The sequence below is a fragment of the Phormidium sp. FACHB-592 genome (assembly GCF_014695795.1).
Classification (GTDB): domain Bacteria; phylum Cyanobacteriota; class Cyanobacteriia; order Leptolyngbyales; family Leptolyngbyaceae; genus Stenomitos.
Genome location: NZ_JACJOZ010000103.1, coordinates 108,866 through 134,882, shown reverse-complemented (window position 1 = coordinate 134,882; position 26,017 = coordinate 108,866). Strand labels below are relative to the sequence as shown.

22 protein-coding genes and 1 pseudogene are annotated in these 26,017 nt (G+C 49.6%); 6 read left to right on the top strand and 17 right to left on the bottom strand.

What is annotated here, in order from left to right:
• Positions 1-70 precede the first annotated feature (70 nt).
• Positions 71-478 (top strand): VOC family protein, encoded by a 408-nt coding sequence (locus H6F86_RS27330; protein WP_190453324.1) that lies wholly within the window; start codon positions 71-73, stop codon positions 476-478.
• 76 nt (positions 479-554) lie between these two features.
• On the top strand, positions 555-1,067 hold the full coding sequence (locus tag H6F86_RS27325; protein WP_190453322.1) for a DUF1579 domain-containing protein: 513 nt from the start codon (positions 555-557) through the stop codon (positions 1,065-1,067).
• An 88-nt stretch (positions 1,068-1,155) separates the two neighbouring features.
• Here H6F86_RS27325 and H6F86_RS27320 read toward each other — a convergent pair whose 3' ends face one another.
• Both H6F86_RS27320 and H6F86_RS27315 read right to left on the bottom strand, forming a co-directional pair.
• Positions 1,156-1,449 (bottom strand): hypothetical protein, encoded by a 294-nt coding sequence (locus tag H6F86_RS27320; protein WP_190453320.1) that lies wholly within the window; start codon positions 1,447-1,449, stop codon positions 1,156-1,158.
• Positions 1,450-1,484: 35 nt separating this feature from the next.
• Positions 1,485-2,567 (bottom strand): ABC transporter permease, encoded by a 1,083-nt coding sequence (locus H6F86_RS27315; protein ID WP_190453317.1) that lies wholly within the window; start codon positions 2,565-2,567, stop codon positions 1,485-1,487.
• 336 nt (positions 2,568-2,903) lie between these two features.
• Here H6F86_RS27315 and H6F86_RS27310 point away from each other — a divergent pair, with 336 nt between their 5' ends.
• Positions 2,904-3,476: a Uma2 family endonuclease gene (locus H6F86_RS27310; protein WP_190453312.1), complete on the top strand. Its 573-nt coding sequence runs from the start codon at positions 2,904-2,906 to the stop codon at positions 3,474-3,476.
• Positions 3,477-3,570: 94 nt separating this feature from the next.
• Here the strand turns inward: H6F86_RS27310 and H6F86_RS31790 are convergent.
• The 8 genes and pseudogenes from H6F86_RS31790 to H6F86_RS27265 all read right to left on the bottom strand — a co-directional run.
• Positions 3,571-3,708: pseudogene (locus tag H6F86_RS31790) on the bottom strand (type II toxin-antitoxin system HicA family toxin); the annotation flags it as partial.
• Between the two features lie 585 nt (positions 3,709-4,293).
• Entirely contained in the window at positions 4,294-5,220 is a 927-nt protein-coding gene (locus H6F86_RS27295) for a toll/interleukin-1 receptor domain-containing protein (RefSeq protein WP_190453309.1), read from the bottom strand.
• Positions 5,221-5,846: 626 nt separating this feature from the next.
• Positions 5,847-7,397 (bottom strand): ATP-binding cassette domain-containing protein, encoded by a 1,551-nt coding sequence (locus tag H6F86_RS27290; RefSeq protein ID WP_206756115.1) that lies wholly within the window; start codon positions 7,395-7,397, stop codon positions 5,847-5,849.
• Between the two features lie 20 nt (positions 7,398-7,417).
• The gene (locus H6F86_RS27285; RefSeq protein ID WP_206756114.1) at positions 7,418-8,680 is read right to left on the bottom strand and encodes a BMP family ABC transporter substrate-binding protein; all 1,263 of its coding nucleotides are present in this window, start codon (positions 8,678-8,680) and stop codon (positions 7,418-7,420) included.
• Positions 8,681-8,942: 262 nt separating this feature from the next.
• Positions 8,943-9,389, bottom strand: a complete 447-nt coding sequence (locus H6F86_RS27280) for a DUF3037 domain-containing protein (protein ID WP_190453307.1) — start codon at positions 9,387-9,389, stop codon at positions 8,943-8,945.
• Positions 9,367-10,146, bottom strand: coding sequence for a HipA family kinase (locus H6F86_RS27275; protein WP_199305539.1), 780 nt, complete (start codon positions 10,144-10,146; stop codon positions 9,367-9,369). Before H6F86_RS27275 ends, H6F86_RS27280 begins: the two co-directional genes overlap by 23 nt.
• Before the next feature lie 325 nt (positions 10,147-10,471).
• On the bottom strand, positions 10,472-11,245 hold the full coding sequence (locus H6F86_RS27270; RefSeq protein ID WP_190453302.1) for an ABC transporter permease: 774 nt from the start codon (positions 11,243-11,245) through the stop codon (positions 10,472-10,474).
• Entirely contained in the window at positions 11,238-12,197 is a 960-nt protein-coding gene (locus H6F86_RS27265) for an ABC transporter ATP-binding protein (protein ID WP_190453300.1), read from the bottom strand. Before H6F86_RS27265 ends, H6F86_RS27270 begins: the two co-directional genes overlap by 8 nt.
• Before the next feature lie 152 nt (positions 12,198-12,349).
• Between H6F86_RS27265 and H6F86_RS27260 the strand changes: the two genes are divergently transcribed.
• Together H6F86_RS27260 and H6F86_RS27255 are read left to right on the top strand one after the other, a co-directional pair.
• The gene (locus tag H6F86_RS27260; protein ID WP_190454344.1) at positions 12,350-12,838 is read left to right on the top strand and encodes an ABA4-like family protein; all 489 of its coding nucleotides are present in this window, start codon (positions 12,350-12,352) and stop codon (positions 12,836-12,838) included.
• 287 nt (positions 12,839-13,125) lie between these two features.
• Positions 13,126-15,435 carry an MASE1 domain-containing protein gene (locus H6F86_RS27255; protein ID WP_190453297.1) on the top strand — a complete coding sequence of 770 codons (2,310 nt, stop codon included), beginning with the start codon at positions 13,126-13,128 and terminating at the stop codon, positions 15,433-15,435.
• A 45-nt stretch (positions 15,436-15,480) separates the two neighbouring features.
• Here the strand turns inward: H6F86_RS27255 and H6F86_RS27250 are convergent, their stop codons facing one another.
• From H6F86_RS27250 to hetZ, 6 genes are all read right to left on the bottom strand, one after another.
• Positions 15,481-16,062 carry a zinc ribbon domain-containing protein gene (locus tag H6F86_RS27250; protein WP_190453294.1) on the bottom strand — a complete coding sequence of 194 codons (582 nt, stop codon included), beginning with the start codon at positions 16,060-16,062 and terminating at the stop codon, positions 15,481-15,483.
• A gap of 107 nt (positions 16,063-16,169) precedes the next feature.
• Positions 16,170-16,856, bottom strand: a complete 687-nt coding sequence (locus H6F86_RS27245) for a pentapeptide repeat-containing protein (protein ID WP_190453291.1) — start codon at positions 16,854-16,856, stop codon at positions 16,170-16,172.
• Positions 16,857-17,204: 348 nt separating this feature from the next.
• On the bottom strand, positions 17,205-17,429 hold the full coding sequence (locus H6F86_RS27240; RefSeq protein WP_190453287.1) for a hypothetical protein: 225 nt from the start codon (positions 17,427-17,429) through the stop codon (positions 17,205-17,207).
• 726 nt (positions 17,430-18,155) lie between these two features.
• The gene (locus H6F86_RS27235; protein ID WP_190453284.1) at positions 18,156-20,477 is read right to left on the bottom strand and encodes a transglutaminaseTgpA domain-containing protein; all 2,322 of its coding nucleotides are present in this window, start codon (positions 20,475-20,477) and stop codon (positions 18,156-18,158) included.
• A gap of 272 nt (positions 20,478-20,749) precedes the next feature.
• Positions 20,750-21,817 (bottom strand): PatU, encoded by a 1,068-nt coding sequence (locus H6F86_RS27230; protein WP_190453281.1) that lies wholly within the window; start codon positions 21,815-21,817, stop codon positions 20,750-20,752.
• An 11-nt stretch (positions 21,818-21,828) separates the two neighbouring features.
• The gene (gene hetZ / locus H6F86_RS27225) at positions 21,829-22,992 is read right to left on the bottom strand and encodes a heterocyst differentiation protein HetZ (RefSeq protein WP_190453278.1); all 1,164 of its coding nucleotides are present in this window, start codon (positions 22,990-22,992) and stop codon (positions 21,829-21,831) included.
• A gap of 128 nt (positions 22,993-23,120) precedes the next feature.
• Here hetZ and H6F86_RS27220 point away from each other — a divergent pair, with 128 nt between their 5' ends.
• Complete coding sequence (locus tag H6F86_RS27220) at positions 23,121-23,600, top strand: hypothetical protein (RefSeq protein ID WP_190453276.1); 480 nt, start codon at positions 23,121-23,123, stop codon at positions 23,598-23,600.
• 347 nt (positions 23,601-23,947) lie between these two features.
• Here the strand turns inward: H6F86_RS27220 and H6F86_RS27215 are convergent, their stop codons facing one another.
• Entirely contained in the window at positions 23,948-25,801 is a 1,854-nt protein-coding gene (locus H6F86_RS27215; protein WP_190453274.1) for a DUF3352 domain-containing protein, read from the bottom strand.
• Between the last annotated feature and the right edge of the window lie 216 nt (positions 25,802-26,017).

The window sequence follows — 26,017 nt, the reverse complement described above, 5'->3', positions numbered from 1 at the left end:
CGTAATCGCCCTTAAATTCAATCCACAACACCTTTCCACTCCTACGGCAACAAATCACATTAGGAAAACCATGAGTACTCAAATTTTCGTCAACCTACCCGTCAAAGATCTCAAGCAGTCGATCGAGTTTTTCACTCAACTCGGCTTTCAGTTCAATCCTCAATTCACCGATGAAACGGCTACTTGCATGATTGTCTCCGAAACCATCTTCGTCATGCTCTTGACTCATGAGAAGTTCAAGACGTTCACACCCAAAGCAATCTGTGATGCCACAAAAAGCACTGAAGTGCTGGTGTGCTTATCCACTGAGAGCCGAGAAAAAGTGGATGAACTGGTTCATCAGGCAGTTGCCGCTGGGGGCACAACCTACAACGAACCTCAAGACCACGGCTTCATGTACGCACACGGGTTTCAGGATTTAGACGGTCACATTTGGGAACTCGTCTACATGGAGCCAAGTGCTACCACGCAAAGTTGAGAGCACAACAGATCCGGTATAGGGAAGAGAAAAGCAAATAATTTTCCCAAATCATTCATCACAAGGAGCAAAAACAATGGAAACAACTCAAACACAACCGGACTCACCCATGCATGCTGAGCCACAAAAAGAGCATCAGTGGCTGCAAAAACTCGTTGGGGAGTGGACATATGAAACTGAAGTAAAAATGGAATCAGGTCAACCTACCGAAAACCCAACGGGAACTGAGACTGTACGATCCGTGGGTGGACTTTGGTTTTTAGCTGAAGGGCAGGGCGAGATGCCGGGTGGCGGTGCGGCAACAACACTGATGACTCTCGGCTACGACCCACAAAAGCAGCGCTATGTCGGCACCTGGATTGGGTCAATGATGACCTACCTCTGGGTATACGAGGGCGAATTGGATGCTAATGAAACGGTGCTAACGCTCAACTCGGACGGACCTTCCATGACGGGCGATGAGAAGATGGCAAAGTACAGGGATGTGATCGAGTTCAAGAGTGACGATTACCGAGTCATGACCTCGCATATGTTGGGTGATGATGGACAGTGGCATCACTTCATGACCGCACACTATCGGCGGAAGTGATGTGAAAGGCTGGAACTGAAAAGAAAATGGCTGGTTCCATGCTGAAGAATTCTTCTAGTTCGTATCGAACAGCTTTCCTTCAATCAATCTAGTCTGTCCCTTCCGTTTGACCCTGTTGAATCGCGTTTACAAAGGTGGCGATCGCAGCTTGCAACGCTGCCAAAAATTCTGGGTCAGTCACAATTCCATAGGCATCTAGATTCCGACCCAATAAGGAGATGGTGATGGATGCCTCAGACACAATGCGTCCGGTCATGATGGTGACAATTTCGGTGAGCGATGCCTGGGCATACTTTGCTCTTGAGGAGGTGTTTAGTAGGACGATCAGTTTGCTGAACACCTCCGATCCACTGACAAGCCAACCCAACGCCTTTTTAAACATTCCTGGCACACCATGAGCTTACTCTGGCGCTACCTTTAAACCTTGACTCCCAACTGCTCAGTGGGTGGTTCAAGACGGGTTTGCGGTGTACCAGAACTGGCATCAGCGCGTTTGCGATCGCTCAACCCACGACCGAGCAGGACAAACAGCACTAGCATTCCCTGGATTACACCTGCCAAAGATGATTCTAGATTGAGCGACAACGGTAATTGGAGGCTACCGATGTTGAGAGCGCTAAAGAAGAACGAGACAGGCAGAATCAACCAGGCATTAAAGCCCACCAGCATGGCAATCAGCAATGCCAGAAAGCCGAGATTGCTGGAAATGCTAGGAATCAGGCGATGGAAAACCGCGAGCACTTGCAACGCTCCGGCAATGCCTGCAAACGCACCGCAGATGGCAAACGCACTCAGCAACTGACGTACTGATGGAATGCCCAGGACGTAAGATGCTCTCAGGTTTTGACCAACGGCTCGAAGCTGCAAGCCAAAGTAGGTGCCGCGCATCACAACGATCGTCAAAGCAAGCACCGCGATCGCCAGCAGCAGTGAAATAGGACTCGCTTCGGTGTTGCCAATGGTTGGTAGCCAGAGGGATTCACGAAACTGCTCAGTACCACTCATAGATGCAACGCCTTCTCGCTTCCAGGGACCAAAAATGAGATACAGTGCCAAACCCTGTGCCGCAAAGTTCAGTCCCAGTCCCGCAAAAATCTCGTTAATGCGACCGTAGACGTTCAAAATGCCTGCCAATAAACCCCACAGTAAGCCGCCGCCTGCGCCAATGACGATCGCCAGCAGCATCACCAACGGAGCCGGAAGCACATCTTGCAGTAAGCGCATACCAGCCGTTGCGGCAATCCCACCTGCCACAATCTGCCCTTCAATCCCCAAGTTATACAGTCCAGCCGTAAAGGTGAACAGCAAGCCACAGGTACACAGCAGCAGCGGAGCTAACGTTGCAATGACTCGCGCAAACTGATCGGGTGTACCGAACGCGCCTGAACACATACGGCTAACGACCTGCACTGGAGACGCGCCAGCTAGCACAATGATGACGGCAATCAAGATGAGGGCAAGGACGATCGAGCCAAGCTGGTAGTAGTACGTTTTAGACATTAATGACTCGTGGGTGTCACGCAATAGCTGTAGAAGTAAGCACGATCGGTTTAATTTAGTAGGTTCTACTCGATCTTAGATGTGTAGGATTCTACCGTCTTGGCATCGTTACATCATCTGGTGAGAAGAACAATAGCATTAGGAAGATGAACAATCGCACCGCTTGCTGTTGAGTTTCGCATCAACCGACACCTGACAGATGCTTGACGGTACTCAACCAACCTTACAGCGAGGGGCGATCGCGCTTTGGTGAGGTAGTAGCATAAAGAAACAGTCGCTTACAAGGATCAGCCACACCAAGCCAAACTGTGATTGATGCGACAGGAGCATTTTTACATGACAGGTGTTGTAAAGCCCTCAACCCTTACACTCGAAGAGTTTCTAAAACAACCAGAAACAAAGCCAGCGAGAGAATTTATCGACGGTCGAGTAGAACAAAAGCCGATGCCTCAGGGGAAACACTCTCGTCTCCAACTCAGATTTTGTGAGCAGATCAATGAGATCGCAGAGGCTGCTCAGGTCGCAATGGCATTCCCAGAATTACGTTGTACTTTTGGTGGCAGATCGATCGTGCCTGATGCCACAGTCTTCCACTGGGAACGGATTCCGTTTGATGCAAATGGTGAAGTTGCCAATGCGTTTGAAACTTATCCTGACTGGACAATTGAAATTCTTTCGCCAGACCAAACAACAACTAAGGTTATTCGCAACATTCTGCACTGCCTGAAGCATGGTTCCCAGTTGGGCTGGTTAATTGACCCAGAGGAACGGGTAATTTTAGTGTTTCGCCCAGAGCAACTACCGACTGAATTGATCGGTGATGACGTGCTTCCAGTGTTGCCCACTTTAACGTTGGCTCTTACCGTGAATGATGTGTTTGCCTGGTTGAAGGGCAGACAGCGACTCTAATAGTGCCGTAGGGGTTCTTTTAACAATGACTCGGATCGCCTCTTGTCGCTAAGCCTGAGCGATCGTACTCAAAAACCTCTTTCCGGTAGCCCAATCATCCCAACAAATTGATCAAGTCCTCTTTGGTCAAATCAGCATCGCGAAGAATCTTCAGAAGTAGACCTTTGCCAATCGTCTTACGGGCATAAACAGGGATAGACACCACTCGATTGTCTTCGTGCTTCATGCAAACATGGCTACCTTTTTACCTCACTACAGAGAAGCCAATCTTTTGAAGCGCAGCGATCAGTTCTTCTCCAGTTGGGCTAGGGAGTTTTGCCACTAGACCACCACTTTCTGAATGCCAATGAACTCAGTGGTTGTTTCGTCTTCAAGCTCCTCAAGGCACATTGCAATGACCTCACGGATATTTTGCATTAGTTCATCAACAGTTTCACCCTAGCTATAGCACACTTTAAGTTGCGGCACCTCACCCACATAAATACCGTCTTCATCCCGTTCAATCACCACATAAAACTCTTTAGGTTTCATTGTTTAAGCTCTCTTTTGTATCACTTTTCAAACGCTCAAGCATAAGTGTTGTTTGGTTTCGCTGCGACCAATGATTTGCAGGCGAGAGCTTAACGGTGCTTAACCTAATTGATGGCGAGAGAGACGATCGCACTAGCTGTCTCTAAACCTTGATGGCTAAACTCATATTGTCCCTATCGACAACTTAAGGCTGTCTAACGGGTCCGTTCACCCGCCGCCGCAACCCTTCCCGCTCAACCAATCGTCCCCTTGATTCAGTGTGCAACGGGCTTGTTAGCTTGTAGCTTTAACTTCCATCTTTGGTTAGTTTGCGGTACAACCTACTGGCAACTTCATCAAGACCTAGATTCCAATTCAATGCAACACGATCAGCTAAAGTTGGGCTGTATTCAAAAACTTCGTTTCTTGTAACTTCAGACCAAATTGGCAGAATCAAGTTGCGTTCTTCTACTAGCTCTCTTGTAAAAATAGAATCATACTCTCGTTTGGGCCATCCACCTTTGCCCAAGAAGTTTGGAGTAAGCACAAAAATGCACCTCTGACATCGCTTCAGTCCCGCCTCAATGCTTCCCCTTAAGCTATCTCCAACTTCTAAAGAAAACTCATCGTACCAAACAGAAAGCATCATCCTTTGAAGCTCTTGTGCAAGAGGACGCACAATCGTGTCTTTATCGCGAGAGTCATGTGAAATAAACGCTATAGGCTCCATATGACTAGTTTGTTCCTGTGCAAACAATGGTCCTCGAAATCTAAAGTGGATGCCGAGGGGTTCAGCGTGACTAATGATTTGAGCTTGAAAGTCTGAATCTACCTCCTCTTCAGAATAAATAAAAATTCGACCCGTGAATGGAAGGGTGTTGGCATCAACTTCAGGACCACTGTAATCGTTGTAAATCAGATTTATTCCCTGCACTCCTAAGTCCTGCACGTTTAGCTTAGTACCTATTGGAATTCTTTTCCCCCCTGGTACTAAAATCTTTCCTTGCTTTAGACTAAGCAGTTCAATATAGTTCGTAGTTATGTAGAGGAGGAACGACCGGATCTCTATTCCTTGAGGAAGCAGTAACGTAATGTACTTTACTCGTGCTTCAAAATCCAATAATATTCTTTCTTTAACTACATGTTCCTTTGTGCTTTGTCGAACAACTACTGGAACCTCTAGGGAGAAAATCCCAGGGAAATCAGTTTCAAAAAATTGCGTGATACCAGGCATTAAAAACTACTGCTATTTTGTTATGCTGCAAGCTAACTACTGTTTAGATAGATGTCGTCCGTCTATCTACCCTAATTAGGGCACTTAGACAGACGCTTGCAGTCTAAGATCTCGATTTAGATAATTAGGCTGAAACCTCGCGGTCTAAGAGCCTGATTGAGGTCGTTAGACCGCAGCTTGTCTGTATATTAACCTTCTACAAGGGCTATAAGCTTGGTTGTCCCCACAACTAAATCGAGCATCGCAAGCCTCCAGATCATTGAGCGTATACCGTAAACACGCCGTCTAACTTCCACTTAAGCTGTGGTTACTTCTACTCAAGTCATCGTTACTAACGCTCAAGCTGTGGTTACTTATGCTCAAACGTTGGTTACTTATGCTCAAACGTTGGTTACTTCCAGACAAGCTATGGTTACGTTCACTCAAGCGTGAGTAAGTAATGATGAAGCTGTGGTTACTTACGCTTCATGCGTGGTTACTAACGTTAAAGCAACGGTAAAGTTCGGTGGTGCGATCGCTATGTCCGCGATGGTGAAGCAAATACCCACTGTGGACTTTGCTCATCCGTTCGTTCAATGTCCTTGCCCAAAGGTGAACAGGCAGAAAATGGCTTGTAAAGAGTCAAATTAGGTGCTGACGGATAGTTTCTGAGACTGAGCGCCCATCTTCCCACCGATCATTTGCCCTAACCGATCGACCGTCAGCTCTGCGACATCGATCGGTTCTGAGACGACATCACCGCTGAAGACGATCACGCGATCGCTGTACTGCATGATTTCATCCAGGTCAGAAGAGGTGAAGATGATGGCAGTGCCGCCTTCACATCGAGCGATGAGTTGCTGCCAGACCCAGAGCACCGACTCAATATCCAACCCGCGAGTGGGATGTTCCATCAGTAACAGGTTGAGCGGTACAGGTAGGAGGGCAAGTTGAGTCCGCTGCTGGTTGCCGCCAGAAAGCCGTTCGACGTGCGTTTGGGGTTTGCCACGAATGTTGAACAGGGCGATCGCGTGCAGCGCTTTTTCTAACGTCCCTTTCCAGTCAACAAAGAAACCGTTGGGGGGTGTGCGAAGGGCGACGTGTTCGTGAATGGATAGCCCTCGAATGAGTCCATCTCGCAGGCGATCGGCAGGTGAATAGCCAATGCCAGCCGTGAGATACTCGCGGTAAAGTTTGGCGGTCATATCCACATCATTGACCCGAATGGTGCCAGATGACGCTTTGAGCAACCCCGCGCAGAGCAGCAGCAGCAGTTGTTGACCACCGCCTTCCAGCCCTGCCAGCCCAATGACTTCGCCTTGATGCACGGTGAGATCGGGAATTTTAACGCTGAGGCGATCGGTGCTTAGACTAATCGTTTTTAATTCCAGGGCGATCGCGTCTTGCCGCGTCTTTGGTTTTACAGGTGGTGCCAGTTCGCGCCCAAACATCAGTTCTACTAGGGCTTCGTCAGGGCAGGGAATTTCCAAATTGCCAACGACCTGCCCGTGACGCATGACGGTAACGCGATCGCACAGTGCGTTCACATCCTCCAGCTTGTGCGACACAAAAATAATCGACTTTCCCTGTGCCGCCAGTTGTTCTGCCGCTGCAAAGAGTTCGTCTTTCTGCGATGCCGAAATGCCGGTGGTTGGTTCATCTAGAATCAGTGTCTTTACACCCAGCGATAACAGACGCAAAATTTCAAGCTGTTGCCGTTCGCCAACAGTAAGGTTGCTGACCTTTTCGTTAGCGTTGAGAGCAAAGTTAAACTGTGCCGCCAGTCGTTGAAAGTCCCGAAAGGCTTGCCGTCGGTTGGTAAAGAGACTGCCCGATTTGCCGACCAAAAAGTTGTCCAGTACCGACAATGGCGGAAAATCGAGCGGGTCTTGGTGCAACATCCCTATGCCAACGGCGATCGCGTCGGCAGGCGTTTTCACCTCTACAGGCCTACCATCAAGGAGCAGAGTGCCGCGATCGCGGGTAATAAAGCCACTCAGCACCTTCACCAACGTACTTTTGCCCGCTCCGTTTTCGCCCAGCAGTCCATGAATGCTGCCCGCCTCTACAGTCAGCGAAACGTCATCGTTCGCCTGAACCGTGCCAAACCGCTTGCAGATGTTTTGTAGCTCGACTTTCATAGCAGAAGCGACGAAGGGAATGGAAAAGGCTAAAGGGTAAAAGCTTTTAGCCTTCATACTTTAGCCTTTATACCTTTCTACTTACTCGACCCCTCCATGCCTGCTAGCAGTTGCGGCATATACCAAATCTGTTGCTCAGTCGCCGTTTCACCTGCCTTGAGATACGCTGAGCCATCCTGGAAGTTCAACGGACCTTTATAAGGATTGACGCTGCCATCGCCCAACCCTTTGATAAATGTATCGATCGTCGCCTTTTGCTCTCCCAGTGCATTACCAGGTAAGAAGCCAATCATCGAGTCAGGGCTGTTAATGTCTTTCCAATCGGGACCCAGCCAGACAAATTCACTGGTGAGCTTACCGTCCTTAGCTTTCTTGACGGCATCGGTGTAGGGCAGACCCCAGTTGTAGTAGGGTACGCCAAGACACACATCAGGAGCGAGGTTGCAGCCTGTCTTTAAGTCATAGTGAACATACTTCACTTTTTTACCTGCCGCCGCTGCTTTTTTCGTTTCGGTAGCGGCTTCAGGCGTGTCGATACCCGACATCACCACATCATAACCGCCGTTGAAGTAGTCATTGACCACCTTTGTTGGGTCAAGCGTCACGCCAGGAATATTGAACCAGAAGCCAATCCAGGTCACTTTAAACTTCAGATCGGCTGGCTTCTTTTTGAGGTAGTTTTCCCAGCAATATTTGGCACCCAGATAGGCAGCCGAGGCATAGCGACGGGTTTCATCGTTAATCAAGGGACCCAGATAGCCAATTTTGCCTGTTTGAGTGCCTAAGGCGGCAGCGCAACCAGCCATCATCTTGCCGTATTCCATGCGCCCCATGATGTTGCTGAGATTGGGCTGATTTTTGAAGTTTTTGCCGTCTTTCCATGCATAGTCGCCGGAGGCATGGACTACGGTGATGTTTGGATGTTTCTTTGCCGTTGCCAGGGCATCGTCTTTGAAGTCGTCGGAGTTGAAGATCACGAGCTTGGCACCTTTGCCAATCAGTTCGTCAGCAACTTGCGCGCCCTTCACGTTGGGGCGATCGGCAGGGTTGACCTTATCTACATAGTCAAATTTGACCCCTGGCACCTTTTGCACGACTTCCTGCATCCCCTCATACTGTGCCTGATTCCACCCACCGTCATCTTTAGGACCAACAATGACCATGCCAACGGTATAGTCGTTACCGCTTGCCTGGGCTGAGGGAGAAGCAGTCGGTGTAGGGGTAGGGCTACTGCATGCACCGACGAGCATTCCAAGTGCAGCTACGTACCCAAAACGGTGTGAGAGAGCAAAGGAGCGATCGACAAAAGACATAGCGTTGCCTTTAACAGGTTGATTCATAGACTTTATGGACTTTAACTGATCAGGGGACATTGGTTAGCGCTCTCTATCGCATGATTTTTGATTCGCAAGGACTTGCCAAAAACACGAGCTATGTGGAAGCAAACCACTAAAGGTTCTAGGTGACGGTTTTGGGATGATGGCTGCTAGACACTGCCCTTCGTGACACTGGCATGGCTGCGTTAGCGATCGCGGCTCTGCTTTCCAATTAAGGCGATCGCTCCGCTTGAGAATGTATCATCCGAAACATTTCCCACTGATGTTACTTCGGCTGTTCGTATCCTCCTGTTGGCTCTGTTGTCATTGCCGAATGGGTTGTGCGCAACGGACGTACCATTGTGTTAAGCAAATGTTCGATGATGGCAGGTAAGTGGTTACAACGCCCTGTATGTACCCGCGATGTTTGGATCATGGTGCTTCGGGGTGCTACGAGCCAGTGGAAGCGCTCCCGTTGCGGCAGTTGACCAATCGAGCCAGCTTGCTTACCACCTGCACAAACAATTGGAATGGCGGCTAGATAATCTCGAATTGTCGTTAGATCTAACGTGGCATCGATCGCCAACAGTCTCTGCTCATCCAGCTCAATGCGAGCCTCAAGGAAGCGACTGCTAGCGCATGAAACAATGACACCAACGTTAACAAACTCTTCGCGCTCTACTTTTGGCACCACGCGAATGATGGCGTAATCATACGTTAAGCGATCGTGCATGGAGCGCCTCCTCTAGAAAAACACGCGGTAGCTCCAATCGTCTCAGCAAATACTCACTGTAGGCATCGCGATGTTGGCGGCTATCGCTAAAAGGTGAGTCTACTAACCAGGCATCAGGAATCAGTTGCACGATTTGATGAATGCGTTCTGGCGTGAGCCGTTCGGTTAAGGCTGCATCAACCGTTTGTAGGCTACTGGCAAAGCGGAGCAGCACATGGTCTTGAATCGCAGGGAAGCGGTCACGGCTCCGATCGCGGTAACGGTTCCAGGTGTGGTGAAAGTAGAGCGCCGCACCGTGATCGATCAGCCAGAGTCGCCGATGCCAGACTAGCAGATTGGCATTGCGCGGCGTGCGATCGATATTAGTTACATACGCATCAAACCAGACGATCGCTGACGCAAGATCGGCTTCAGCGTTTCCTGCTATTGGGTCAAATGTAATGGAGCCAGGTAAATAATCAAGTGCAATGTTCAGACCAGCACTCGCCCGAATCAGGTCTTGGATCTCTGGGTCAGGTTCCGTCCGGGCAAGGTCAGCATCCAGTTCAACAAAGACGATTTCAGGCACTGGCAACCCGATGGTGCGGGCAATTTCTCCTGCTACCAATTCGGCAATGAGTGCCTTGGCTCCCTGACCAGCGCCACGAAATTTAAGTACATACATGCCATCATCATCAGCTTCCACTATGGCAGGCAGTGAGCCACCCTCGCGCAATGGGGTGACATATCTTGTCGCAATGACGGTACGCAGGCTCATTTTCGTTCCACAATGTTGGCTCGACAGAATCACCTTACGAGATCCAAGCAGAAATTGACTGTTGGATACGGTTTTGTCAGAGTCTTTCCTAGCCGCTCACCTTTTTATTAAACCTGCTCCTACAAGTATTCTGTTTGCAAGTAGAAGGGCTAAATGAAGCACCATCACCATCCAAAAACCGAGTTTCGACTGCGCTCAACCCGCCTATACAAGACTAAGAGTATGGAGACTTCGGCGTGAGCGCTCAGTCGAATGCAAAATCGAAATGCAGCTGATCTCGAAATGCAGCTTATCAATCATTACGTCCAGCTACGTAGACGTTTTCTTAGTAGTCGCTGAGGTTGCCGTGGCGCTTTGTGTAGCGTTCTGCCCAACGAAAAAGGACGAGACCGATCGCAAAGTAAACTCCACCATTTACTAGGGCAATGCTGAGTTGCTGTAGATCCAACGCTTGCTGTCGCGCCATGACGTTTCGCAACAGCCCTGCACCAGGACTCATGGGCAACAAATCACCGAGCAGACGCAGGTTCCCCGTCCATTCCTCAGTTGGTACACTAAGCAAAAACAGGAGCGCAAACTGAAAAATCCCCAACACCTGCTGAATACGTTTGACCATCAACGCTAGGGAGCCGATCGCAAACGACAATCCGTAGGCTCCTAACAGCACTGTTAGCAGTGGTAGCCAAAGAGTCAGCGGAAAGGCTAGCCAGCGCCCAGTTAACGCCATGATAATCACCAAAATGGCAGCGATTAGACCCGCTTGTAGCAGCAGATCCGCCACTGCCCTCGCCAAAAACACCTGTGAGGCACTGAAGGGCGAAATAAAGAGTTGCTCTAACGTGCCGGTTTGAGCTTCTCGCTGTAGAGTGCCAGAAATGTTTGCCATGATAAACAGCACCAGCGTCCAAAGCACGTAGCCAACAATAATGGCGTCCAGTCGATCGCCAAACGCTAGCCCCGGACCAGCAATGTAGCTGACGCTAAGGAAAAGCCCGTAAAAGACGGCAGTTGAAATCACAATGCCGCCGACCGCTTCAAAGAGATAGCGCCGAAACTGAATACCAGCCCGCGTTAACTCTGCTAAAAGAAGTTCAAACATGGGCACCTCCAGGTACATTCATTGGCGTTAGGGTCGCTTGGGCTGGCGGCGCTTGAGTCAGCTTCAGAAAAATATCGGTGAGCGTGGCGCGTTCGGTTTCGAGTCGAATGATCGGTAAGGGGTTCAAAACCTCTAGCACGGGATAAAGTAACGCAGGGTCGGGAATATGAATCACCGTGCCTTCCACGATCGCGCCCAGAGCCATCAACTTAGCGCTGCGATCGTCAGGCAGTTCAGACAACTCCACCCGGTAGACTGCTCTGGAAAACTGCTGGATCAGCGCCTTCGTCGGCTGCTCAGTCACTATTTCGCCATTGTTGATAATCGCGACGCGATCGGACAATTCCTCGGCAATGTCAAGTTGGTGTGTCGTTAGAAGAATTGCTCGACCTTCGCTGGCAATCTCGCGCACCAGACGCTTCACCGTTTGGGTTGCCTCTACATCCAACCCTAGGGTCGGTTCATCTAACAGCAGCAGCGGTGGCTCATGAATCAACGCTACGGCGATCGCCACCTTTTGCTGCATCCCCCGCGAGAGCTTTTGTACCCGCGTCGTACTCTTATGGCTCAACTCAAACCGTTCGAGCAACGCTCGCGATCTCTGCCGTGCGACCCGTCGTGATAAACCCCTTAAAACCCCGAAATACTCCAGATTTTCTGATGGAGTCAACCGCCAGTAAAGATTGCGGCTACCCTCCAAAACTGCTCCCACCGATCGTAGTGCTTGTGGCTGGCGATGGGGGTCGCGTCCGGCAATGCTCACGGTTCCCTCATCCGGCAGCACAAGTCCGGCGATCATTTTGATGGTTGTCGTTTTGCCTGCACCATTCGGACCCAAGAACGCTAGCACTTGCTTTGCCTCAATCTCAAGTGATACATCCTTGACAGCACGGGTCGTTTTGCCTTGAGCGCGATAGGCTTTATGCAAATGGTGGACTTGAAGCAGGGACATAACCGTACCAGAAAAACTATCTGTTACGAAGCGTAACAAATAAGCGAGCCTGACGGTTTCCCTTGCAGTTTCGACACGACCTTTCACTCAGGATTAGACTGACCATAACTACCGCTTAGTACGACTGCCATTTACTTTTGACATACTCTCTCATGACGATCGCCCAACTTTTTGACGGTGCCAATCTTTTTGTCTTGCCCTTTTGGGCTTTGATGATTGTGCTTCCTAACTGGAACATCACTAAACGAGTGATGACATCCTACTTGCCCTTTGTTGCTTTAGCGTTACTCTACCTTTATTTCATTTTCGGTACGCTGAATACTGAAACGGCGCAGGCACTTTCCAACCCAAAACTAGCAGACATTGCTCAGTTTTTTAGCGATGAAAGAGCTGCTGCAACAGGCTGGGCACATTTTCTAGTGATGGATTTATTCGTTGGTCGCTGGATCTATTGGGAAGGGCAGCGGACAAATGTCTGGACAGCTCACTCCCTTGTACTCTGCTTGTTCGCGGGTCCGGTCGGTCTGTTGTCGCATATCGTGACAGTTTTGTTAGCACAGAAAGCATCGTCTGTGATCGCCACCCCTGCAAGCCCTGTAGCAAAAGTGACAGTCAATACAACATCAGACGTAGAACAGTAGAGTAACAGTCCCTTAATCCTGATGGCTGCCGCTGCTTACTTTGCTCATCCAGATGGGGGAAGCCATCCCTCCGCTTAACACGCCACCCTAGTATGTATGGTGGGTTATCCGTCACATCTACGTAGGCGGCTTACTGCTGATCTAAAGAGTCGTTTGAGGGCTTTAAACGCTCAAGCAATTCTTGGTGGAACACTAGAGGCTATCCAGAAGGGAAAAGAGATGCTAGTACTGAAACTATTAGCCAGTCTGCTGTCGCGATCGCGCCCTTGTTTGGGGAGCGTAAGACCGTGCCATTAGGAGCATACCTGCTCAAGACGGGAGCGATCGCACTAGCCTATTTTGTAGTGGGTAGGTTAACGGTTTTCGTAGCAAATTTGGGCTTAGAAGCCTCACCGATCTGGTTTCCTGCGGGCATTGCTCTGGGCGTTTTGCTACTGGGCAGCACTAATGTCTGGGTTGGCATTAGCCTGGGAAGTTCTTTGCTAGCCGTATCGGTAGGAGTGACAGGGGCAGCTGCTCTAGTCACTGCCGTTGGCACGACGCTAAGCGCGATCGTTGGCAAAGCGCTACTGCGTCAGGTCGGCTGGTCTTCGTCTCTCAACAGCCTGCGGGGTGCCCTCAAATTTCTCGCGTTGGCAGTTGTGGTATCCCCTATACCCAATGCCACTATTCGTACTCTCTATGCATGCATCGCTGGTCTAAGTCCCTGGCAGCAATTTAGCAGTCAGTGGTGGGCGATCGCGCTGGGAGACAGCATTGGCATTTTGGTCATGGCTCCGCTGCTGCTGGTTTGGTTGAGCAAACCCCTGCCTAACAATGTTCCATTCGGGTCAAATGCGTCGGTATGGTGGCAGCAATTGCAGCACCAATGGCGTCGATGGCGAACCCTTGAAGCCTTGCTGTGGGTAACGCTGCTCTTAAGCGTGAGCTGGTTTGTTTTTTGTGCTTCTATGCACGCAGGTAAAGCACGGTATCCGTTAGAAATCTTACCGCTTGCTCCCATTGTCTGGGCGGCGCTGCGGTTTGGGCAACAGGGTACCGTAGTAAGTGGTTTTATTGTTTCTAGTCTTGCCTTTTGGGGCTTAACGCAACATCGAGGACCTTTCTTGATGGATGCAAATGGCAACACACAGCAGGCGACCCTCCTACTCCAGACTTTTGTGGGTGTCACGATGGGCATTGTGCTGATGTTGGCGGCAGCCGTAGCGGAACGGCAGCAGGCAGAAGCTCAACTGCGGTTTGCAGCAGATCGTGAGCGGTTATTGGCGGAGACAGCACAGCGCATTCGGCGATCGCTAGAGCTAGACGAAATTCTCAACACGACTGTTTCTGAAGTTCGTCATTTGCTACAAGCTGATCAGGTTTTTATCATACGGCTCGATCCCTGTGGGCAGGGCTTATCTGGACACAACTTGACGGTCGCCGAGTCAGTAAGCCCCGGTTGGACTTCAGTGCAAGGCTGGGTATCAGATCAGCGGGTGGCTCAGGAAATCGAGGCACTTTTTAAGCAAAAAACCTCAGAGAATCCCTGCAATATAAAGCCTGTGAAGGCGATCGACGATACCGCTCAAGCAGACAAGCCCCCACTAATTGCTGAGTACTATCGCTACTGTCAAGTTAAAGCAAGCATTGGTGTACCCATCATGGTGCATCACAAAATGTTTGGCATTCTGCTGGTCAATCAATGCTCTGGACCGCGCCACTGGTTGCCGCTAGAAACCAATTTGCTAGAACAACTTGCGACACAGGTGGAAATTGCGATCCAGCAAGGGCAGCTTTATCAGCACCTTCAAACGCTTACAGTGAGTTTGGAAGGACAGGTGCAAGCCCGCACCGCCGAGTTGCAGCAGCGAATGCAGGAACTGCAAAGTCTCAATCAGGTGAAAGATTTGCTCCTACATGCCGTTGCCCATGACCTACGGACTCCGGTACAGGGAATGTTAATGGTGCTAAACAGTTTAAGAAGCCGTCATAAAGACTGTGAAGCGGTACCCGTGCCCTGTGGAAAATTTGATCGCATGGTGCAGAGCTGCGACCATCAGCTCAATCTACTGAATTCTCTTTTAGAAGGTCATACAGATGACACACCTGCAACCGTACTTCATTGCCAGCCCGTGCATCTGCATCAAGTTGTAGACATTGCTCTGTCAAATCTGAAACCACTTTTGTCAGAAAACCATGTTACTCTCTGCGCTCAGGTACCTTGCGATCTGCCGCCCATCAAAGCGGATTTACAGCAACTGCGGCAAGTGTTTGAGAGTTTATTGCTTAATGCGGTTAAACACAATGCACCCGGTTTGACTATCACACTCAACGCCACGATCGACACCACAACGGCTGCGCCCCGCATGATCCACTGCGCGATCGCAGACAATGGGCGGGGGATGGACCAAAACCAATGCGATCGACTGTTTCAACTCTATGTGCGGGGCATCGACAACCAGCATCTGACGGGCATTGGGCTAGGTTTACATCGCTGTCGGCAAGTGATTACAGCACATGGTGGGCAGGTTGGTGTTGCTAGCCATCCTGGCAAAGGTTCCCAGTTTTGGTTTACGTTGCCCTTAGCCGATGGAAACATAAACGCTCATAGTTAAAGCAGCGAACGCATAACGGCAGAGGTTTTGCAGCGTTACTTAAGCTTAGTCAAGGCGATGTCCACAATGCGCACAAAAGCGATCGCTAGGTTTAAGCGTGCTACCACATTGACTACAAAAATTTCGTTGCACAGCCGACGTGGATGGTTGTTCTCCTCCTGTTTGAGGTGATGGCTTACTCGATGCCTTGATCGGGTTCATCTCCATCCGCATGTTTCCCATCTGCATCGTCATCGTCGTTTGATCCATCTGCATATCACCCATTTTCATCGGTGGTAAAGGCAGCATGGGTGCCATCGAAGGCTTTGGAGACATGGCAGCAGGCATTGAATCAACGTGTACTGGCAGGGGTTGAGCATCACCCCAGGATGGCGCTTCTGTTGACGTACTAACTTGGTTGCCCTGTATGTAGATAAACTGTTCGCCCTGAGCTGTAAGCAATTTGACTACAAGACCGATCGCGACTCGCCAGATTTCGGGTGGTGCAGTCCAGCGTCCTGTTTGAACATGGTTGCTCGACTGCTGCTGCTGTCCTGGGCTGCTATTAGTGAGGGTCACACGAGTCTGTTCATCAACGTTTTCGAGGTCAACAGACTGTCCTGTCGCCCATTCGCATCGATACCCCATTTGAACTGCCTCGTAGTGCATTGAATCTATTGTGCCAGGAAGCAGCAATGCTAGAGCCGTTGAGGCTAAGACCAGTAATCTTTAGTCAGCTAATCAGAGTCAGCTAATTAGTGATCGACGATCGCACCACGCTGTTGCAAATCTGCTATCACCTCTTTAGTCAACCCCTGATTGTCACCAAGCAATGCCTTTTCAAAGGTCGCACCTGCCAAATTTGCATCAGTCAAGTCTGCTCCTCGCAGATCGGCATAGCTCAAGTTTGTGCCATAGAGATTAGCGCTTCTAAAGTTAGCCGTTGTCAGACTCGAACGGCGTAAATCGACATGATTGAGCGATGCCAAGTACAGAATGGCACCATCTAGCTTGCAGCCAACTAATACAGCGCGACGTAAATCAGCATGACTTAAATTGGCTTTAGTCAAGTTCGCACCTGTAAGGTTTGCACTCAAAAGCGTGGCATTGACCAGGCTAACGCCCATCATGTCAGCGCTTACCAAACTGGCACTATCTAAAGTGGCATTAATGAGCTTTGCACCAATTAGGTTGGCATTAATTAAATTAGCTTCCGCCAAGTTGGCATTTACTAGATTGGCTTGCGAGAGATCGGTCGCTATAAAATTTGCCCCTTTCAGTTGAGCAGAGCGCAGATCTAGACCACTCAAGTTTGCAGTAGAAAAATCTTTAGAAGGATTAAGTCCAGCTATTTTCGCAAGTTCAAAGAAGTCGTCAGTCTCTGCCTCTACAATGCGCTGAATCAGTTCTCGAAGACGCTTCAGAGATCTTTCACTAACCATTTTGCCAACTGCCCGACGAGTATAGGGCGGCGATCGAGGAACACAGACTGCTAAGACTACAGTGCCATCTTAGCCAGTTTCGCAATACCCTCAATCGATGCTCTTAGTTGCGGCTGCCAAACTCTACTCCAGCAGTACTCAAGCTGAAACATTAACACGTAAAAACAACCCCATAGCGTTATTGTAGATGAGGTTGCTAATAAATAAATTGTTGTCGGATAAAATATTACTCAACGAAGCTTAATTTAGTAAGCCTTGAAAGTACCAATCCAACTGAAATCAGAAGCGGAAGACGGTTGGAGGAAGACATGACACAACTTGGCAGATGAGAACCAATAGTATCAAAACCTAAGCCACATCACGCTCGGGCGCTGTAGCCCACATGGTAATAAGACGTTCAATCACAGCTTGCTTACTGGCACTAATACCTTTGGGCATCAAGCTTTCTGTTAGCGCCTCAATGTCAGAAGACTGAGCCAAAACACGGCTTTGCGTTGGCTGTATCGTACTACGGTCTGAAGCGGTTGGTAGACGATCCAGGCTAACGGGTTGGCGATGTTCTGGTCGAAGCATAATGATAATGAGGTTTAAGTTTCAAGTGGAGAGCCACTAGCTCTCTCAGGACAAGTAATGACAGATATCAATGTAAAACTTAGGATTTTTCTTCCCTTCGATCTACAGATGACTTAAAGCAAGCTTTGACCATCATCCCTTAATAAATCTTACTGCCTTAGCAGTAGCAGTCAAGCAACGTAGCTAGAAATAAGCTTTCTCATCCAAAGTTACTTCTACAGCGGGACGTTAAAAATATGAATTGTATTAACGTACAGAGTCATTACCTACAGTATGCCCGTCTCCATCCGACAATAACATCCCCGACAAGTGATTGGCTGGCATACACAGAATCTTCATGCAGTAAGTTATCTGTGCTCCTTCTGACAATGAGGCTTTTGTGACTATTGAAAGGCTTTTGTAACTATTGAACAGCCGCGTCATGCCTCTCCAACCCATTCTAAGCATCATGCTGCACTGTATGAAGCCTAGAAAGTACCGTTGCTGCTATAGCGCTTAGAGTCAGGTAGGGGCATCTCTGACTTTCTTCCCCTCCTACTTGTATCAGTTTGTCTATCGTATAACGTTATTCCCTAAGCTATCGCAATAGATCCCAGCTACAAAAATAGTCGACTTGTCTGCAAACAGCTAACCAGGACACTGCTGAATCATGACTGCTATTGGCTTACTGTCCATATCCGGCTACGTAAGCTTTACCTTAAGTGCAGACTGTAGCTCTAAATAGCCTTACGTTTCAGTTGAACGGTTGAGCAGGTGCTTTAAAGTAACACGGCGCTGGGTCGTTGATGGACGTTTCAAGTCGCGCAATCGTTGCTTTAGCTGAGTAAGGTTGGGGACTTGACCCCCATAGCGCCAGCGAACATACGCTTGAGAAATATCGTCGATCGCCCTTGACTGAGCTAGCGGTTGAACTGTCTGTGCCTGCTGCGCGTATTCCAGCGGAGTTTGAGCCGGACGTTTACGAAAGCCTTGAAGTGCCTGCCAATGCAACATTTGCTGATACAGACTTTCCATCGGTGGTAGTTTTGCCAGCCAGCGACGGTAGCGCCAACTACGCCAACCACGCCATAGAAGCCAACCTATAAATCCGAGCGCGATCGCCAGTAGTAAGCCTGCAAAGAGTCCAACCCAGCCTTGCGAAAGCAGCCCCATTAACCGTGTAAGAGCAATCGCGATCCAACCAGCCAGTGTGCCAAAAATCCGACTGAGCCAACTGGTAACGGGTGACGGTAGCCAACCTGCTACCCAGCGCCAAAACGATCGCAGGGCATTAAAGGTTTGGCTCTCCTCAATCGACGGTGGAATTAACTCATGACCAGGAATCGGGTCAAAGCCAAACCAGCCATATTTAGGAAAAAAGACCTCTGTAATGGCGTAAGCATCAGTATTACGAACGACGTACAAACCTGTAAAGGGATTAAATTCTCCCGGTCCAAAACCCGCTACAAGCCTTGCTGGTATATCAATTGAGCGCAGCATAACTGTCAGTGCTGTCGAAAAATAGTCCGGGTAGCCACCTTGATACTTGAACAAAAAGGCTTCTACCAGGTCTTCATCTGGCTCCAGAAATGGCAACTCAGGCTGAATCGTGTAGCGCTGCTTTACAACTTGAGCTAAAAAGAGCGCTTTTTCATAAGCAGACGTAATTGGCTTCGGCGAGGTTGCGAGCAATTCTTGTGTGCGCTTCCGTACCCGCGCCAAAATTTTGGGTGGCACATCCAAATAGTCAGCCGCAATACTGGCTGGATAGTTCGGCGACGCTTCTCTAAGGCGGGTGCGATCGCGATACGGTACTTCCGAAACAACCGTATAAGTTAGCCCTTCACGCAGTTCCAGGGGCGATCGCAGGTTGCCATTAAGGTCGATCGCGACTTGCCGTGTCGGAAAATAAAGCTCCTTTGGCTGGGCTAGGGATGGCAGTAGATTCGGCAAATCTGAAACAGCCGTGTAGGTCTGAACAATTTCTTTCGTTTTATTTAGTGTGATCGGTCGCGGCAAAAAGAACTGATATGACCACTCAGGGCGCGTAATTGTGACTGTCTTATCATTCTGAGAAATCTCCCAACCCTGCCCAAGATAGCGATCAAACGCCAGCACTCGCCAAAAGCCCTCTGCCTGAGATCGTATCCGCAGTACGACTCTAGGCTTCAGCGCTCCCCGCAAGTTCTGGTTAATACGACTACTAAAACCATAGTAAAAATTCTCATTCAGTTTGCCCGGTCCACTCCCTTGACCCTGATCTGGAGTGCCACCGCCGCCTTTGCCATCACCTGGGCGCACATAGCCAGGGTTGATAATACGGCTGTTGTCTTGAAAATCTTGCTGAATCTGTGGGCTGACAGGAAATGACCGCAGTTGGTAGCCCGGAAAACGCGGCAAACAAGCAAAAACAATTAGCCCGATGACCAAAATCACCGACATAAAGCCGAGCCATCGTTTGGGAGACAGCCCTGCGCGTTGTAACGGTGACTGATAAAACTGGTTCGACAACCCCAACCGGGAACGGTAATCCAATACCAGTACAGGCAGCGCGATCGCCAAAAACAACAACAGCAGCAGCCCAAACGTCATCGTCTGGCTCAGCGTACAGGCAACGCTAATCAGGATTAACCCGATCACCATTGAGTAGCCTAGATCTTTACGACGTGGAAGGTCAAAGCTGTGCAACACCTGAAGCTGCACCAGTAGTTCCGCTAAAACCAACCGCGTATCATTTAGTTCGGCTCGTAATCCCACAAAAAAGGCTGCCATTGCCAGCAGCATTCCGATCGCAATGCAGAACTTTACCGCTATGTTGCGCTTGTGCCGCTGTCGCCAGCTCCAGAATGCTCCTGTAATGCTTAAGGGGATTGCCCAGACACTCATGCTAGTCGATGCCGCTACGTCTGTTGCGGCGATCCCAGCTAGCACCATCACCTGCACTAGTATCCGTAGTAAGAGCGACTCTTCAACTTCCGGTGGTAGGGTCTGCAAGCGCTGTTTAAAGCGAGCTGCGATCGTTCCTACCGTTGCACCCTCAGAAACACCAGCCCCAGAATGACTAAACATCAGCAGGTAAAAAGATCATGCGGTTTGCTGGCTGCAATGACGACAACGTTAAACTCGCTTCCCTGATCCAAAACTGTTATGCCAGAGCGATGCCTGAGAAACAGAAATCACTCTCTGAACTTCCTCTCTGCCATCAGTGAGACTGTCCAATCTACTTTTAACGTTCAACGTCCGATCGTCATGCAACCAGATCCATCATACCCACGACTTGAAAAGGCTAACTGATGCACTAAAGTTGTCACCCTGACGTTCATCCTATGTTCATCCACAGTTTAGTCAGTAATGCGAACGGCAAAAACTAACGGCTTTTGTTCAGGCAAGCAAACTTCCAACACGCCAGACTGATGGGGGGCAAGGTCAAATAGCTCCACACTTAGGACACCAGCCGTAGCACGTTGAGCGCTTGCTTCTAAATGCTCACTCCGCAGTGTAAGCGTTCCACCACAGGGCAAGGTGCCTTGAATGCGTAGTTTTGCAGCCGTTGCATCCAAGCCGTAATCTACTTGTAAGCTTAAAGCCCCTAATTCAGTAAGCCACTGGCGCTCTAAGGTTGGCTGCCTAAGAGAAACCGTCAGCGTTAGTGCTGCAATGATTTCGCGTGCCGCTAAAAGCGATAACACCATTTGCTGGGCTGGAACTGCTGACTCGTAGTTAGTTGGGTAGTTGGCACCAGAGGGCGGCGGCATAGCACCTGAACGAGCAGGTGATGTCATCACCATCCCTGCAAGCTGATTCAGTGATTGAGACTGACCAGGAAACAAGTCCTCGACAGATTTTACAAGCTTTGCACCCTCTAAAAGAGAGGATTGAACGACGTTTTGACAGCGCTCTAGCAATTGCCCCAAAAGTCGATCGGGTAAAGCAACAGGCAAATTCAGTGTTTTTAATTGATGGAGCCAAACTTGAGCTGGAATGCTCTGGTTTACGGCTGCGGGAGGCGCAGCAAGTACAGCCGAGTCTACGAACCCAACGGTACTTTCGGTTTCGTAATCATGAACTTCTGTTTCCCAGGGGAACAGGGGGAGGTTTTGTTGAATCTCGCTTTGTAACCGATGTTTCAACAGGGTATGAAAACGGTCTTGCACAGCAGGTGTCTCTCCAAGTTTTAGTAAGTTTTTCCGTTGAGAGGAAGCATCGAATTTAAATTGGCTGGAATCTACAGAGGGTGCATCCTGTGAAATGAGTAAATCCGGCGCACTCATTACTGAAGCGCCGCTTTGCCCATCGCTCCCATCAATAACTGGATTAACCACCTCAGAGTCATCTGAAGTGGTAAAAAGAACCAGATCTTGAAGTAGCTCGAGCAGATTCCTCTGGAGAGCGTCCGAGTCATCATTCATGGCATATGTTCCTATTCATCGGAAGACGCACTTTGTCCGGACACTAAATAATTACGCATTTCCCAAGCTTGCTCAAGTAGCTTAAACCACTGCTTGCGAACTTGTGTTATCGTGCAGCCGATCGACTGAGCGATCGCCGCATCAGTTAGCTGCTTTCGCTTCAGTTGCAGCAACTCAGTCTGCTGAGGATCAAGCTGTGCCTGAAACGTCTGCCACTGCTGCAACGTTAAACCGAGATTGCGCTCTAAGTCTACCTCCAACCATTGATGCACCAGTTCCCAGCGGTGCGAGAGCGCAAAGCGAATGAGGTGATATTTAAAACGTTGCTGCAAGTAATCCCGTTGACGGGGTGTCAGCCCTAAGATTACCTCAATTTCATTGGCAGGCAAATCTTGCAGACGGAGCGCAAAGTAATCAGCGCAATCGGTTTGCTTCCGCTCTTCCAGGTACGTCATTAACTCAGCTACAACAGCCTGACGCAAGCTATCCTCCGTCGGCTCTGGCTCCTGAGCCACCATTTGCTCTCGCACTTGCTGCATGGAAGCAGCTGTCCATTGACTGTCACCCTCACTAGAGCCACCATCAGCCGCACGTTCGATATCAACTAGTGTTTCGAGCGGCTGTTGTTGTGAAAAAGTTTGGGCACGCAGAATAATAAGCTGTTGATTACGCCGTCCCGGTAGAGGAATGCGACGCTTACCATAGCGTTCAGTAAAAGCCATGTATTCTGCTAGTTGTAGCAGTGTCCGTGGCTGGTAGGTTACTGGTAGCTGAGTCTCACGTCGAAAAGCATTCAGCGCTTCCATGTAGAAGCTTTGAAGAAAGTCTTCGATCAGCGTCAAACGTGCTTGATAGCTTGATTGGGTCTGAGGGGGAGTAATGTAACGATACACGATCGCACTGAGCGTGCTGTGCAGTTCTACCCGTCCTCGCTTCGAGCCTAGCTTGTAATAATGCAAGCATTGCTGAAGGCGGTGTCGTGCCAGTGCTGTTGCCCAAGTATCAATCTCGCCAGACGCTTGAATACGCTTACTCTCAACACAAATGCGAGCGACTTCTTTTGCCAGTCGATCGGATACATCCAAGCAATTTTGCTCAGACGCATTAGTTGACAGCTTTAACTCATCAAGCAGTAGTTGAAAAATTGCCTCCACGCTTCGGCAGATATCCCCCACGGTACTTACATACTCAACGATAACTGGAATTAATTGAACTAATTGTGACCACAATACGATGGCAACGTCTAGATCAAAGCAGGGAAGCTTTACAACTTACTCATTTAATTAGGAGTTTACTCTTCAAAATGAATATTGACAAACAAATTCAGGAACTCATCAACGATGCTCCTCAAGACGGTAATACGCCTGCCTTAGTTACAGCTATCGCCCCTGTGCTGAAATCTTTAGCGTCACAACTGCGTCATGAACAGTACTACATTGTGCAGACGTTAGATCAAGACTGGGCGATCACAACTTTACAAAATCAGTCACAAGTAGAACTGGAGAAAAACGTAATTTACGCCTTCTCTAGCTTGAAGGATGTCTCAAACAGCCCTTATCCGATGCACGATCCGCAGATGATAGCGCTACCCATACCCGTCACACATATTCTTTTTCAGATGCTAGCCATGGAGATTATCCATAGCATCATTTTCTTTGATACACCTGGCAACACTGTTACAGGGACTGAAATTCAGCGCGAACACGTGAGTGAACTCATTGCGTCTTACCTGGCGCAAACTCAGGGTATGCCTGACTCAGAATTACCACCTAATATTGCTTAAGCCCGTACCGCTTGATTTAGTCTTGCCTCAGGCTTTAAGTAGGACTCTGCGCTTCTAAGGTTGAACTTCTAGATCTTTCTTCTTCTTTCTTCTAAAGTTGAACTTCTAGGATGTGTCAGCCATCCTTTGATTGAGCACTTTTTGCAAAACTTAAGCCATGCTGAGCGCTTGCCATAACAGGTGACAAGCGCTCGAAGCATTTTCTAGGGGCAATTTTTCTGGTGGCTACCGTTATCGATAACAAAAAGGATGAGGGATGAGGAGAAGCCCTTGCTCCAAGGAGGTTTCAAGGTTTAGGTCTGTCCTAACGTTCTTTTCGACTGCTGTAGCTTAATTGATAACACGCCCTAGCGCTGTTCTAGCTGAATCAGTGCGCCGCCACGCTGTACACCTGCTTGCTCGCCGTAGCTGCTAAGGGTGAGCGATCGTAGATGACTGAAAAGTGGTTTACCTGCTAGCTCAAGTACTTTCAGCACTGGAAAGCGCTGCTCTAAAAAGGTCTGGCTAGCTGCCCAGTCGAAATACAGGTAGCCGTTGTTGGGCTGTAAGAGGGATGCTGTTGCTTGCTGGAACAATCGATCGGTCAACAGTGGATGCTCGGAAGCTTTGAGGGCTGTGTCCATTGCTGCCACTGAGGTTGCAAACAGTTCATAGTTGCCTAAAGAGGCATGAACGCCTTGCACGTCTGCCTGTAAGTTGAGCGGTTGCGACACACGGTTTGTAGCGGCAGTAAGGCGTGTCCAGGCTGAAACGGTGCGATCGCCAATCGTAAGTGGTCCTACATTCAAGCCTTGCTGTTTGGCGAGGTCGTCAAGATGGGCGATCGCCTGCTGACCTGCCTCAGTTTGTGGGCGTTGCGCTGCAAAAAGCCAGTCAGGTTGCTTTCCAGGAGCGCTGATTGGGTCAGGAGGCACCATTGCCAGCGCATATTCGCCCTTCGCCCAGCTAAACACATCGGCGGAAATGTCAAGCTGCCAGCGGGTTTGCAAGGCTTGCAGTGGTTGTTCAAGGATTTGGGCTGCTGTTTTATAGGGTGCTAACCCGTTTGTAAGCTGCGTCCACAGACGATCGAGGTCTGCCCCCGAAGCGGCGATCGCGCTGCTGCTGGGCATATACTGCAAGGCTCCCACAGGTTGAGCTAGCAAGGGCAAGGCTGTTGTCTTCGTCTCAGCGTCGTTATCGGCTGTCTGCCTGTCTGATGCCAGCAAGGCAGTTTCAGCAAGCAGACCGTATTGATTAGGTGCAAATCCAACGATGAGTGTTTGATTGAGTGTTGGTGACTTCTCTAGTGTTCCTGTCGTATTCGTTGCCGTTTTTGGCTGTACTGCCTGGGCGGTCAGCTTCTTTCCTAGTAGTTGAGTGAGCTTGGGCACATCGATGAATGTTAGCGCCACTCGTGGCTGGATGAGCGCCGTGATCGCCTGAGTGAAGACGGTCGATCGCTCAAGGCTAAGGTCAGGCGCTTGCACGTTGTTGATTGCCTCGCGCAGCACTTTAGGATGATTGGCAAAGAGGATGAAGCGATCGCCGACAGCCGCACTGGCAAGCGTTGGCAGAGGTGCGGCTGTCGGCGGTGCGGATGGCTCTTCTAGTTGCAGACGATACTTGGATGGTTTCGGTTTGCGTGCTGTAGCGACGCTTTCGGGTTCTGCTGCTGAGGCTTTGGCAGCAATGATTTTCACGCCCTTGTATTGCTCAAAGACTAGATCGCTACCTGCGATCGCCCGCTTTTGCCAAAACAACTCCAAAAACTCGCGCGATCGCTGTGGTTCTTGAGTCGCGATCGCCATTAAGTAGCCCGGCTGTTGCCCATTTGCCGTATCACGATCAATATCCAGCGTGGTCACGGCAAGCGTAATTTCTTGCCCTAGCCAGGGTTGCACGTCTCGCTCGTAGTCCAGGCCCGTCGTTGCCAGCAGACTTTGCTTCAACTGGGCTAGCTCCTGCCGTACCTTTCGTCGTTCTGCTGGTCGGGTCGATACCAGTTGAAAGGCTTCTAGCTGATCGGGGTTCAACAGCAGTGATGCCATGACTGGCGCTTGCTTCGGCACAAAAATTGCGGCACCGGGAACGCTTCCCTGCTCATTACTTAGCAGGCGGCTGGGATTGCGACCCACTAACCAGTAGAACCCACCAGCGCTGGACAACAGCAGCACCAGCACCACAACTGCCAAAACGGTGAGGAACGAACGAAACTTCATGGGCATCAGATAGCGCTAGGAGGCAACGCAAAAACAGTCCAGCCTCATTATCCTGTAGCGCGTGCATCTTAGCGGCGATCGCGTCAGGACGCTTCTGATTTCTGGTTCTGTTAAAGAAGTGAAGGGTGAAGAAGTGGCTGCGATCTCACTTCTAAAGTGTCTACTCTACACTTGAAGAGAAAGCGCGTCGTCTACACAAAAACGGTGACATCCCAA